The organism is Agrobacterium sp. GW821-FHT02D03, assembly GCF_059421725.1.
Genome location: NZ_JBWKVN010000002.1, coordinates 589,963 through 603,225, shown reverse-complemented (window position 1 = coordinate 603,225; position 13,263 = coordinate 589,963). Strand labels below are relative to the sequence as shown.

Genomic DNA, 13,263 nt, shown 5'->3' with positions numbered 1-13,263 from the left:
GAAAGCAGGCCTAGACGTCCATTGTGCGTGCCCGCCATTCGCGGCCCCGCGCAAAGCCGATTTCGAGTGTGGCGGCAAGCAGGCAGATTTTCAACGGTGATACCAGCAGTCCCTCTCCGGGATCGCTGGGCGTGCCGAAAAGCAAGGAGATCCCTTGTGCGATGACATGCCAGAGTGCCGTTTCCTGCGGACCGATCCATCGTGAGATCCCGAACCATGCCCATGCCGAACCGAAATCAAGCAGGCGATAGAAGAGAATGGCACAAAGGGTCAAAGCGAAACCGGAGCTGAGCGCCAGCCCAACGCCCTCCGCCAGGGTTCGGTAACGCTTCAACGTGCCCGCGATGAAGTGAGCGATGAAGTCCTGCAAGAACTTCGGGAGCGCCTGCCATCTGGAGATGGCGGCAGAAAGACCGCGTGCCGGCAGAGGATGTTCGCCATTGATATCGTAGCCATAGATCAGTGCTGCGAGCGTCAGCCAGACAGCCGGATAGAGCGCATAGAGCAAGACGGATTGTAGACGCTGGCTGAAGGAGGCGTCGGCAAACTCAGTGGGCGCAGGGAGATCCTGCGCGATGGCGCTGGGCACTGGGTCTAGCGTCGTCAAGAGGTTGCCGATGACGTCCGGCAGATGCGTGAACCAGTTGCGAATATCGTCCTGCCAAGTGGAAATGACAAAGATACCGATGAATGCCCAGTTCGCTTCGCAGATAACGATGACAATCGGCCATAAGGGCGACATCGATCGCTTGCTCATGAGTTTGGCAAAGCGGCGAATGGCCCAGGCAATTGCGACGGAAACGACGAGCCAGGCACCCCCCGTGACCTCCAGCAGCTTGGCGGTTTCGCCTGAAAGCAAGAGGTCAAAGGATAGTCGCGCATAATCTCGCAGCGTGTCGGCGAGGAAACCCCAGGCGGCATAGAAGGCGAAGAAGGGAACGAGCGTAAGTGCCAGCGCGGTGACGAAGTTCGTCTTCGTCGCCGCGCGCGGCTCTGTCGCTCCCCGATCATTCTGAGCGGATGCGGCGTGGAGTGTTGGAAGGCCGCGCCGGACGGTCTCGAACAGCGCGACGATGATGACCAACTTTAAGAGGACGACCAGCGATAACAGAGACAGGCCCGCCAGTGCATTCCATCGACCAGCAAAAGCGGCGAGATCAGTCAGCGCGAGGCTTCCCGAGAAGCCGATTAACCACAGCGCCATGAGTTGCGGCCAAAATCGTGCGAAGAGCACGAGCGTGAGATGTAGAGCCGCCGCGCAGTCACGCAGCGGGTTGGTTTCAGACGGCTTCATCGACTCTAGAGATTGCTGCATCTGCCTATCAGCGTGTGGTTCAAAACGGGACACTTTGACCGGCGCCCATCAATCGGCATGACGGGAGCCGGTAGTGCTCAGCTGGTTTGTCAGATCGGCGGAATTTTGCCGAGTGGAATGAAGCCGCTGACGGTGGCGCGGCCGCGATCGACCACCAGATCGACGGACGTATGATCACCGCCACCTGCGAGCGCGCCAAGAAGCTTGCGGGCGGTGTCGATGGTGGACTGAAGCTGCGGGAATGCCTGTTTGGCATTGTCGGCCCAGTCACCCAGCTTTTCGATCTCCAACTTGAACTTGCCCGACAGATAGCCCTGATCATCAAAAGCAAACGGGCCGCTGATGCGCATGATGCGACCATCGCCAATGTCGAGCATCACCCGGCGCAATTCGCCGCTTGCGCCGTAAAGGCCGGTCGTATCGCTGCCGTCGATCATACCGGCCTTGCCGGCAAGGGTGACGTCGGCGATGGCGTTGAGGCGTGGCAGGATCTGCGGCCAGCCCTGAACGACTGTGGCGGCGTCGTTCAGCGTTACTGCGCCATCGAGATCGGCGCCGTTCTGGCGCAAATGGACCTCGGTTTTGGCGGCGTCGAAGTCGATGGTCTGGTTGGTGACAGACGAGACGGCTTGCGCCTTCAATCCGTCGATGACCAGCGAGGTGCGATCGATGCCCTTGAGCTTCGTGACGAGGCTGGATTGCAGGTTCGCCCATTGCGCCGAGACCGTGAGGCCATGCGGTGTGCGGATTTCAGCTGGCGAATCCAGCTCCCAGACGATGTGGCCCGGTGCGTAGACCTGGGCTGCAGAGCGCAGAGCGCCGAAGGATGTGGTCACCCCGGTTTTGGTATCTTCCACATTCACCTTGGAGCAGAAGAGGCCGATGCGGAAAGGATAGCCGCGGAAGGCCATGTCGGTGCATTCACCCTTGATGCTGGACGTGCCGCCGGGCGCAATCGCCTTGATCACCGTTTCTTCCAGCCTGTTGGCGGCGTAAAACCAACCCGCCGTGTAGATGGCGATGACAAGCACGATGCCGAGCCCGAGAAAAAGGAATTTTCTGCCTGTACGGGATTGGCTTGACGTTGCCATGATGATCTCCAATGCTGCGCAGCGTATAATAGTGATTTGGCGTGCGATATGGACGATTTTTGGGTCTTTGGCTACGGTTCGCTGATGTGGAACCCCGGCTTCCCTTTTGAGGAGCGTCAACGGGCGCGCTTATTCGGCTACCGGCGGGCGCTTTGCATCCGCTCCAACCATTACCGTGGTACGGAGGAAAGGCCGGGGCTGGTGCTGGGTCTTGAGCGCGGCGGGTCCTGCCTTGGCGTGGCATTTCGGGTCAAGGCATCGGGCCGCAAGCCTGTGCTCGATTATCTGCGTGAGCGGGAACTGGTGACGAATGTCTACAAGGAACGCCTGATCATGGTGAGCCTTGAGGACGGTCGACGGCTGAACGCGCTGACCTATGTGGCAGACCCTTGCCACCCGCAATATGTCGGTGGTCTGAAGGTGGATGATGCCGCCTCGATCATACGGAATGCGGAGGGCAGTTCGGGCCCCAACTCGGATTATGTCTTCAACACGGTCGAGCATCTCAAGGCCATCGGCATTCGCGATGTCCTGCTGGAAAAGATTGCCGCTCATGTCGAGGACGATGCCGGGGCAAAGTAGCGCCCCATCGAAATTCATCCTGTCTGACAAACGAAAACGCCGCGGATGTTTCACCCGCGGCGTTCTTGTTTCAATCCATCTTCGTCAGGAGGAGTGGGTTTGCGGGGCCGGCGGCGTCGTCTCCTGCTGTTCCTCATGCTCCGTGACAGGCCGCTTGGTGCGCATCAGCGTCAGCACGAAGACGAAGAAGGCGGGCACGAAGAAGACCGCAAGGATGGTGGCCGAGATCATGCCGCCCAGAACACCGGTGCCGATGGCGTTCTGACTTGCCGCACTTGGGCCTGTCGCGATCGCCAGCGGTACCACGCCGAGCGTGAAGGCAAGCGAGGTCATGATGATCGGGCGGAAGCGGACGCGTGCGGCCTGAACCGCAGAATCCAGGAGCGACTTGCCTTCCGCATAATAATCCTTGGCGAATTCGACGATCAGGATCGCGTTCTTGGCCGAGAGACCGATGATCGCGATTAGACCCACCTTGAAGTAGATGTCGTTCGGCATATCCCGCACCATAACCGCCAGGACCGAGCCGATGATGCCGAGCGGAACGACCAGCATAACCGCAAGCGGAATGGACCAGCTTTCGTAGAGGCCTGCCAGAAGCAGGAACACGAAGAGAATGCTGAGGCCGAAGAGGAAGGGTGCCTGGGAGCCGGACTTGATTTCCTCAAGCGCCTGGCCCGTCCACTCGTAACCAACACCCGCCGGAAGTTCCGAAGCGATGCGTTCCATTTCGGTGATCGCCGCGCCCGTGGAGTTGCCGGGAGCTGGAGCGCCGGAGATACGGATCGTCGGATAGCCGTTATAGCCGACGACCTGCGGAGAACCCTTCTGCCACTGAGCAATGGCAAAGGAGCTCAAAGGCACCATGCCGCCGCTCGAGTTGCGGACGTTGAGCTTCAGCAGGTCTTCGACCTGAAGGCGGTCGCGGTCCTGCGCCTGCACGATGACGCGCTGCATACGGCCGGCATTCGGGAAGTCGTTGATATAGGACGATCCGAGATTGGCGGTGATGGTGTTATTGATATCCGCAAAGGTCACGCCAAAGGTGTTAGCCTTTTCACGGTCGATCACCAGCAGGACCTGGGCCGCATCCGGCAGACCTTCGATACGCATGCCTGTCAGGATCGGGCTTTGGCTGGCCTTCTGCATCAGTTCTGCGGCTGCGGCAGAGAGGGCAGCCTGGCCAATGCCGTTACGGTCCTGCAGACGGAAGGAGAAGCCGCCGGACGTACCGAAGCCTTCGATCGGTGGAGGCGAAAGGGCAAAGGTCGTCGCATCCTTCAAACCGAAGAGCTTCATGTTGGCACGGTTCGCGATATCCTGCGCCGAGTTGCCGGCACCACGCTCGCTCCAATCCTTCAGCGTTACGAAGGCAAGGGCAGCATTGGCGCCGTTGCCGGAGAAGCTGAAGCCCTGGATCGCGACAATATCCTTCACGGCGGGGTCGGCCTTAAAGATCGTCTCGATCTGCTTGATGGACGCGAGCGTGCGGTTGGCACTGGCCTCTGGTGGGCCCTGGATGTCCACGATCAGGAAGCCCTGGTCTTCATCCGGTACGAAGGCGCTTGGCAGGTTGATGAAGAGATAGCCGAGACCCGCGACCAGTGCCAGATAGATCACCATCATCCGGCCTGCTCGCTTGGCCGTGCCGGTTGCCGTCTTCGTATAGCCGTTTGTCAGGCTGTCGAACTTGCGGTTGAACCAGCCGCCGATGCCACGCTTTTCGTGATGTCCCTTTGGAATGGGCTTGAGGAACGTCGCGCAGAGCGCAGGCGTCAGCGACAGGGCGAGGAAGGCCGAGAACAGGATCGACACCACCATGGTCAAGCTGAACTGGCGGTAGATGATGCCTGTCGATCCGGGGAAGAAGGCCATGGGAATGAAGACGCAGGAAAGAACCAGCGTAATGCCGAGGATGGCGCCGGTGATCTGGCGCATCGCCTTCTGCGTCGCGGCCTTGGGAGACAGACCTTCCTCGGCCATGATGCGCTCGACATTCTCGACCACGACGATGGCGTCATCGACGAGGATACCGATGGCAAGCACCATGGCAAACATCGTCAGCACGTTGATGGAGAAGCCCGTCGCATACATGATGGCGCAGGTGCCGAGCAGCGCCACCGGCACCACGAGTGTCGGGATGACCGTGTAGCGGAAGTTCTGCAGGAAGACGAACATCACCACGAAGACGAGGATGATGGCTTCCACCAGCGTGTGCATCACCTTCTCGATGGATGCAGAGACGAAGGGGCTGGTATCATAGGGAACGCTGTAGGCGACGCCCGAAGGGAAGAAGCGCGACAGCTCTTCGAGCTTCGCCGTCACCGCTTTCGAGGTGGCGACCGCATTGCCGGTGGAGGAAAGCTGAATACCGACGGCAGCACTCGGCTGGCCGTTCAGGCGGCTCGAGAAGTTGTAGGTTTCTGCACCAAGTTCGATGCGGGCTACGTCCTTCAAGCGAACGGAGCTGCCGTCCGGGTTGGCGCGCAGAACGATGTTGCCGAACTCTTTCGTGTCGGTCAGCTGTCCCTTGACGAGAACGGTTGCCGTCAAATCCTGGGAGACCGGATTGGGTGCTGCACCGATCTGGCCCGCGGCCACCTGGGCGTTCTGCGCGGTGATCGCGCTGTTGATATCGGCGGCCGTCAGATTGAGGCCGACCAGTTTGTCGGCATCAATCCACACGCGCATGGCACGCTGGGCGGAGAAAAGCTGGGCGCGGCCAACACCATCGATACGGCGCAATTCTCCAAGAACGTTTCGGTTGAGATAGTCGCCAAGCGCTACCTCATCCATCGTCCCATCGGTGGAGGTGAGGGTAATGAACATCAGGAAGCCGGAGGAGGCTTCTTCGACGGTTACGCCTTGCGAGGCGACGGCAGAAGGAAGGCGCGCTTCCACGCGGCGGATGGCGTTCTGCACATCCACCGAGGCCTGGTTGATGTTGGTTCCGGCCTGGAAGGTAGCGTTGATAGACACCTGACCTGCCGTATCCGAAGTGGATTCGAAATACATCAGGCCTTCGACACCGTTCAACTCGTCTTCGATGAGACGGGTCACGCCCTGATAGATTTCCTGCGGCGAGGCGCCGGGATAGCTGGTGGAAATCGTCAACTGCGGCGGTGCCACCTTTGGATACTGCGCGATGGGCAGGAAGGGGATGGCGATGATGCCGGCAATCGAGATGAACAGCGCGAAGACCCAGGCAAGGATCGGCCGTCTGATGAATAGCTGTGCCATGAGGTGACCTTACTGCTTCGGCGGTTGCGCTGCGGCATCGGCAGGCTGTTGCGGCTGCCAGGGTTCTGCTGCGATCTTGCCGCCAGGCTGAACTTTCTGTGCGCCGTCGACGATGATCTTCTCGCCCGCCGACAGACCCTTATCGACAACCCATTCGGTATCGACAGCCTGTCCGAGTTCGATCGGGCGGGCTTCGGCGGTACCGTCATCCTTGGCGATATAGACCATCGGCTTGCCCTCGGCGTTGCGAAGAACGGCGCGTTGAGGAATGGTGATCGCGTCCTGGCGCACGGCCTGTTCGATGCGCACGCGTACATACATGCCGGGCAACAGGTTGCGCTTCGGATTGGGGAATTCTGCACGGAGCGTCACCTGACCGGTGGTGGCATCGACGTTGGCGCTGGCAAAGAGCAGGCGGCCGGCATCGGCATAGACAGTGCCGTCATCGAAGACGAGACGGACACTTGCCTGATCCGGTGCGGGGCTTGCCAGCTTGCCATCCTCCACCGCACGCTTCAACGCCAGCATGTCCTGCGCCGATTGGGTGAAATCCGCATAGATTGGGTCGATCTGCTGGATCAGCGCGAGATTCTGAGTGCCATCCGCTGTCACAAGCGCGCCTTCGGTCACCAGTGCCGCACCGATGATGCCGGTAATGGGCGCGCGAACTTCCGTGTAGTCAAGGTTGATCTTGGCTTCATCAAGTGCTGCCTGCTGGAGCGCGACATCGGCATCCGCCTGTGCGAGGTTTACCGCGGCGGTGTCGTATTCGATCCCGGTCGCGACATTGCGTTCGCGCAGGTTCTTCTGGCGTTCCAGCTGCTGGCGGGCGTTGGCCTGCGTTGCCTGCGCGCGCTGCAGCGCGGCCTGGGCGCTCTCCACCCGCACCTTGAAGAGCTTCGGATCGATGCGGTAGAGAACGTCGTCCTTCTGCACCAAGGTGCCCTGCTGGAAGACACGTTCCAGAAGAATGCCGGAAACGCGGGCGCGCACTTCCGCTACGCGCGTTGCGGCGACGCGGCCTGGCAATTCGTTGACGACAGGAACGGCGCGTGCCTTCAACTCGAGAACGCCAACGGCGGGCGGGGGCATCTGCATGCCGCCTTCCTGCGCATGCACCGGCGGTCCCGACAGCACGATCATGCCACCAAGGAACAGGCTCGCAAGGCGGGGCAAAGCTTTTCTGCTCAGCATTTTTTCAATCCTTGTCTTCATCGCTATCTAGCGATCGTCATTTTTTATCGGGTAAGGAAGCGTAGATGTCTTTAATGCCATCCAGAATCTCGTGTCGCTCGCTGGTCTCCCAGCGGTGGAAATCGAAGAGCTCCATGCAACAAAGACCCGTGAGGGCAAGATAGGTGAGAAGGGCTGCTTTCGGGCGCGGCCCGGCTTTCATCGCCTCGAGGTCGGCCTTCGTCCATGCCCGCATGCGCTCATGAACATTTTCCTCGCTGGACATGGCGGCTGAAATGGCGAAGCAAACCGCGCGGTCGATATCGTCCGGTGCCTCTTCCGCCAGACTGATCCGGCCGAAAAGCTCGGGGTGAGGAGCCTCGCTGTGCGAGCCGACGGCTTCGCGAATGCGGGCCTCCTCAGCGGACATGTGCCGATCGATCAGAGCTTCGAGAAGCGCACTTTTCGACTTGTGGTCATAGACCACGCGCGATTTGCTGACGCCCGCTTCCTGCGCCACCGCATCGATGGAAAGCCCCGCCGCCCCGTCGCGCATGACAACGCGCTCGGCGGCGTCGAGAATATCGTCGGTGCTGATCTTGCGGGTTCTAGCCATGAAACGTCCTTTGTGGAAATTTAAGTACGAACGTTCGTTTTTAAAATCAAGCGGTTTCTCGCGCCGCAGATTTGATCCTTATTATTTTAATGATGGCTAATAGGCTTTTTTTTATAAATACTTATAAAATGCTGCCGCGCAATATGACCGAAGCCTGTGCACCCGTCTTCCCGTCCTGCTCACGCAGATTTGACACGGCGAACGGACTCGCAAGGCGGTCGCTGGGCGAGCGTTATCTCGAGCGTCTAACGGCTACCTGGAACGTGTCGAGCGAAGCTGAAAGCTCGAAGAGGCTTATGACAACGTCTGAGCCGCATTGATGGATGAGACGAAGCGACGCGTCCGCTCCTGCTGCGGATTGCGGAAAATCGCGTCCGAGCTACCTGTCTCAACCACCTTGCCGGCTTCCAGAAACACGACGAGGCCGGCGATCTTTGACGCAAGGCGCAGATCATGTGTCGCCATGACCATGGTCGTGCCTTCTCGCGCCAGTTGGCCCAGGACCTCCACCACTTCCGCCGACAGTTCCGGATCGAGCGCCGAGGTGGGTTCGTCGCAGAGCAGCACCTTGGGCGAGGGTGCAAGCGCGCGGGCAATGGCGACGCGCTGCTGCTGGCCGCCCGACAGGTTTGCAGGCCAGGCATCCGCCTTGTGCGCCATGCCGACCTTTGTCAAAAGCTCCATCGCTCTCGCACGGGCCTTTTCCATAGGCCATTTTTGCACGACGAGCAGGCCTTCCATGACATTCTCGATCGCGGTTTTGTGCGGGAAGAGCTGGAAGTTCTGGAACACCATACCCGTCTGGCGGCGAATTTTTTGAATTTCTGGCCACGCGACCCTTCGACCGTGATGGAAAGAGACGCTATCGGTACCGATCCGCACGGTACCTTCGCTTGGCAGTTCAAGAAGGTTGATGCAGCGCAGAAGCGTGCTCTTGCCGCCGCCCGAAGGCCCCACAAGAGCCGTGACGCTTCCTTCTGGAAAGTCGAGCGTGATGTCCTTGAGGATCACCGCATCGCCGAAGCGCTTTTCGATGGCGTTGAGTTCGATCATCGGTTGCTCTCCATCATGCCGCCATATCGGGCAAAGCGGGTTTCAAGTCGCGCCTGTAGGGTCGATAGAACGGAACTCAGGGCAAGGTAGATGAGAGCTGCTTCGATATAGAGGATCAACGGTTCGTATGTCGTGGCAACGATGCGCTGGGCCGATTGAAAGAGTTCCGGCACGGTGATTGCCGCTGCAAGCGAGGTATCTTTCACCAGCGAGATGAAGGTGTTCGACAGAGGCGGCACGGCAACGCGCCCTGCCTGGGGCAGGATCGTGCGCTGCATGGCCTGACGCCAGTTCATTCCCGTCGAGAAGGCAGCTTCCCACTGTCCCTTGGGCACGGACGAAATGGCGGCGCGAATGATCTCCGACGTATAGGCGCCGACATTCAGCGTGAAGCCGATGAGTGCTGCGGGAAAAGCATCGAGAAGAATGCCGATGCTCGGCAGTCCGTAGAAGATGACGAAGAGTTGGACGAGAAGCGGCGTTCCCCGGATCACCCAAACATAGAAGCGGGCGAGGAGAACAACAGGCGCCGGACCGAACAGCCGCGCGACCGCTGTCGCCAGACCGAGTGCCAGGCCAAGGACGAAGGAGAGCAGGGTCAGCGGTATCGTGAACTTCACCCCGGCCCACAGAAGCGTGGGGAGCGAATCCATCATCAATTGCAGCCAGTGCGGCACGAAGAAACCCTCAAAACAAAAAGGAAGCCCGGCTGTTGCCGGACTTCGTCTGCGAATGATCTATAAGAGAGGATATAGCAGATGCGGCGCATCCGCTATTTAGAAAGAGCTTACTTGGAAACGTCCTGACCGAAATAGGTGTCGGAAATCTTCTTGTAAGTACCGTCGGCCTTGATCTCTTCCAGCGCCTTGTTGATGGCGGCGACCAGTGCGTCATCGCCCTTGCGAACGATGATGCCGGAATAGTCCGCATCCGGCTTTTCGGCGACGATCTTTACCGGTGCCTGCGGCTGCTTCTTCTTGAAGTCCAGGAAGGATAGGCTGTCATTGACGGTCGCATCGGCGCGGCCGGTCAGGACGAGCTGAATCGACTGGTCGAAACCATCGGTGCCGACGAGTTCGGCGCCCGCTTCGGTCGCAAGCTTGCCGAAATTGCTGGTCAGCGATTGCGCCGACTTCTTGCCCTTCAGATCTTCAAAGCCCTTGATATCGGTGTTCTTGTCGCTGACGATCAGCACGGCTTTCGAAGCAATATAGGGCTCGGAGAAGGCGTATTTCTGCTTGCGGGCTTCCGTGATGCCAACCTGGTTGATAACGGCATCATAGCGCTTGGAATCAAGACCAGCGATCAGGCCATCCCACTTGCCCTCGATGAATTCCGGCTTCACCCCAAGCTTCTCGGCAACGGCCTGGCCGATTTCGACATCGAAGCCGACAAGCTTGCCGCTGGCATCATGAAAGGTGAAAGGAGCGTAGGTACCCTCGGTGCCGATCTTGATGACACCGGCGGACTTGATCTGATCGAGGTTTTCTCCCGCGGCAGAAGGAGAGATCAGCACGGCGTGGAGCGCAATCGTGGTTGCGGCCGTCGTTACGATTGTCTTGAGCAAGCCCATTGGTATTTCCTTTTCCCTATGTCCGGATAACATCGCTCCGGTTGATGTGTCATCCCACAAAGCGTGACGCCTTAAACGGCAGAAACGTTCAAAAAGATGCGGTGATGGAGAATATTTTTGCTGCTTTTTTCCGCTGTTGCCGGTCTCCCTCGCAATTGCCGCCTAAGCACGCTGGAAGATGATGTCGATAATCATTTCCTATCGATGCAATCGGTAAATCCAACTTAAAACTATCACATCTATTGGCTAAGACATGAACCGCGAGGAGCGCCGCGCTGCTTCCGTCTTCGAAGATGGGATCATAGCGCGACGAGCGAGCGGCTCATATTATTTCCGCAACCGCGCTTCATTAAATTTGATGACTTGATTGAGCAAAGCAGGAGAACATCATGGACAATCCCAACGCAGCCGCGGGCAAGTGTCCCGTCGCCCATTCTTCCCCGCGTGGAAGAGGCAATCGTGACTGGTGGCCCGATCAGCTGGATATCCAGAAGCTTCACCAGCATTCCAGCCTGTCCGACCCGATGGGCAAGGACTTCGATTATGCCGAAGCGTTCAAGTCGCTAGACCTTGATGCCGTCAAGAACGATCTGCATGCGCTGATGACGGACTCCCAGGACTGGTGGCCAGCCGACTTCGGCCATTACGGCGGTCTCTTCATTCGTATGGCCTGGCACAGCGCCGGTACCTATCGCATCACAGATGGCCGCGGCGGTGCCGGCATGGGCCAGCAGCGTTTTGCGCCCCTCAACAGCTGGCCGGACAATGCCAACCTCGACAAGGCGCGTCGTCTCCTGTGGCCGATCAAGCAGAAGTACGGCAACAAGATTTCCTGGGCCGACCTGATGATTCTGACGGGCAATGTCGCGCTCGAATCCATGGGCTTCAAGACCTTCGGTTTTGCCGGCGGTCGTGCAGACGTGTGGGAACCGGAAGAGCTCTACTGGGGCCCGGAAGGCACATGGCTTGGCGATGAGCGCTACAGCGGCGAGCGCCAACTCTCCGAACCGCTCGGCGCGGTGCAGATGGGTCTCATCTACGTCAACCCGGAAGGCCCGAACGGCAATCCCGATCCGGTTGCCGCAGCCCGCGATATCCGCGAAACCTTTGCCCGCATGGCGATGAACGACGAAGAAACGGTGGCACTCATTGCAGGCGGCCACACCTTCGGCAAGACGCATGGTGCCGGCGACCCGTCGCTGATCGGCGCAGAGCCGGAAGGTGGCGCGCTTGAGGACCAGGGTCTCGGCTGGAAGAGCAAGTTCGGCACCGGCGTCGGCAAGGATGCCATTACCGGTGGACCGGAGGTCACCTGGACGCAGACGCCGACCCAGTGGAGCAACTTCTTCTTCGAAAACCTATTCGGTTTCGAGTGGGAACTGACCACGAGCCCGGCTGGTGCAAAGCAGTGGGTGGCGAAGAATGCAGAGCCGTCCATTCCCGATGCCTTCGATCCGTCGAAGAAGAAGCTGCCAACCATGCTGACGACGGACCTGTCGCTGCGCTTCGACCCGGAATATGAGAAGATTTCGCGTCGCTTCCTGGAGCATCCGGAACAGTTTGCCGATGCTTTCGCCCGCGCATGGTTCAAGCTGACCCATCGCGACATGGGTCCGAAGGTTCGCTACCTTGGTCCGGAAGTTCCGGCCGAAGATCTGATCTGGCAGGACGTCGTTCCGGCTGTCAACCATCCGCTGATCGACGATCAGGACATTGCCGAGTTGAAGGCAAAGGTTCTGGCGACCGGTCTTTCGGTGCAGGAACTGGTGTCCACCGCCTGGGCGTCTGCCTCGTCCTTCCGTGGTTCGGACAAGCGTGGCGGTGCCAATGGCGCACGCATTCGCTTGGAGCCGCAGAAGAACTGGGAAGCCAACCAGCCTGAGCAGTTGGCAAAGGTTCTCTCGGTTCTGGAAGGCGTCCAGCGTGACTTCAACGCGGCTCAGACGGGCGGCAAGCAGATCTCGCTTGCCGATCTCATCGTGCTGGCGGGTGCTGCCGGAATCGAAAAGGCCGCGAAGGCCGGCGGACAGGATGTAACCGTACCGTTCACGCCTGGCCGCGCCGATGCCTCGCAGGAGCAGACCGATGTTGCCTCCTTCGCCGCACTCGAGCCACGCATCGATGGCTTCCGCAACTATGTCAACGAGAAGCGCCATCAGTTCATGAAGGCAGAGGAAGCACTGATCGACCGTGCGCACCTGCTGACCCTGACCGGTCCTGAAATGACGGCGCTCTTGGGTGGTCTTCGTGTTCTCAACGTCGGCAAGCCAGAGCATGGCGTCTTCACCGATCGTCCCGAAGTTCTGACGAACGACTTCTTCGTCAACCTTCTCGACATGAGCACCCAGTGGGCTCCGGTCGCTGGCGAGAAAGGCATCTACGAGGCCCGTGACCGCAACACCAACGAGGTAAAGTGGACCGGTACGCGTGTCGACCTGATCTTCGGTTCGCACTCGCAACTGCGCGCCTTCGCCGAGGTCTATGCCTCCGCCGATGCCGGCCGCAAGTTCACCAAGGACTTCGTTGCTGCTTGGAACAAGGTGATGAACGCCGACCGCTTCGATCTCGTCTGATTTCTGCAAATAAAACAAGAAAGGGGCGCGATGAAAGTAGTGCCCCT

General features: G+C 59.4%; 10 protein-coding genes. 2 read left to right on the top strand and 8 right to left on the bottom strand.

The annotated features are described in order from the left end of the window. Positions 1-10: 10 nt before the first annotated feature. Together AC07U5_RS16200 and AC07U5_RS16195 are read right to left on the bottom strand one after the other, a co-directional pair. Entirely contained in the window at positions 11-1,315 is a 1,305-nt protein-coding gene (locus AC07U5_RS16200; RefSeq protein ID WP_494723629.1) for a hypothetical protein, read from the bottom strand. Between the two features lie 89 nt (positions 1,316-1,404). Beyond that, on the bottom strand, positions 1,405-2,406 hold the full coding sequence (locus AC07U5_RS16195) for a DUF2125 domain-containing protein (RefSeq protein WP_062445331.1): 1,002 nt from the start codon (positions 2,404-2,406) through the stop codon (positions 1,405-1,407). Between the two features lie 48 nt (positions 2,407-2,454). Here AC07U5_RS16195 and AC07U5_RS16190 point away from each other — a divergent pair, with 48 nt between their 5' ends. Next, positions 2,455-2,988 (top strand): gamma-glutamylcyclotransferase, encoded by a 534-nt coding sequence (locus AC07U5_RS16190; RefSeq protein ID WP_494723628.1) that lies wholly within the window; start codon positions 2,455-2,457, stop codon positions 2,986-2,988. An 84-nt stretch (positions 2,989-3,072) separates the two neighbouring features. Here AC07U5_RS16190 and AC07U5_RS16185 read toward each other — a convergent pair whose 3' ends face one another. From AC07U5_RS16185 to AC07U5_RS16160, 6 genes are all read right to left on the bottom strand, one after another. After that, on the bottom strand, positions 3,073-6,228 hold the full coding sequence (locus AC07U5_RS16185; RefSeq protein ID WP_494723627.1) for a multidrug efflux RND transporter permease subunit: 3,156 nt from the start codon (positions 6,226-6,228) through the stop codon (positions 3,073-3,075). Between the two features lie 9 nt (positions 6,229-6,237). Then, complete coding sequence (locus AC07U5_RS16180; protein ID WP_494724264.1) at positions 6,238-7,371, bottom strand: efflux RND transporter periplasmic adaptor subunit; 1,134 nt, start codon at positions 7,369-7,371, stop codon at positions 6,238-6,240. 88 nt (positions 7,372-7,459) lie between these two features. Continuing rightward, complete coding sequence (locus tag AC07U5_RS16175) at positions 7,460-8,017, bottom strand: TetR/AcrR family transcriptional regulator (RefSeq protein ID WP_494723626.1); 558 nt, start codon at positions 8,015-8,017, stop codon at positions 7,460-7,462. Positions 8,018-8,311: 294 nt separating this feature from the next. Further along, complete coding sequence (locus tag AC07U5_RS16170) at positions 8,312-9,070, bottom strand: amino acid ABC transporter ATP-binding protein (RefSeq protein ID WP_494723625.1); 759 nt, start codon at positions 9,068-9,070, stop codon at positions 8,312-8,314. Further along, positions 9,067-9,747, bottom strand: coding sequence for an amino acid ABC transporter permease (locus tag AC07U5_RS16165; protein ID WP_062427611.1), 681 nt, complete (start codon positions 9,745-9,747; stop codon positions 9,067-9,069). The genes AC07U5_RS16170 and AC07U5_RS16165 overlap by 4 nt, the downstream gene beginning before the upstream one ends. A 110-nt stretch (positions 9,748-9,857) precedes the next feature. Beyond that, positions 9,858-10,643: an amino acid ABC transporter substrate-binding protein gene (locus tag AC07U5_RS16160; protein ID WP_062427612.1), complete on the bottom strand. Its 786-nt coding sequence runs from the start codon at positions 10,641-10,643 to the stop codon at positions 9,858-9,860. A 389-nt stretch (positions 10,644-11,032) separates the two neighbouring features. Here AC07U5_RS16160 and katG point away from each other — a divergent pair, with 389 nt between their 5' ends. Next, a complete protein-coding gene (katG, locus tag AC07U5_RS16155; protein WP_494723624.1) occupies positions 11,033-13,216 on the top strand; it encodes a catalase/peroxidase HPI in 2,184 nt (727 codons plus the stop codon). Positions 13,217-13,263 lie beyond the last annotated feature (47 nt).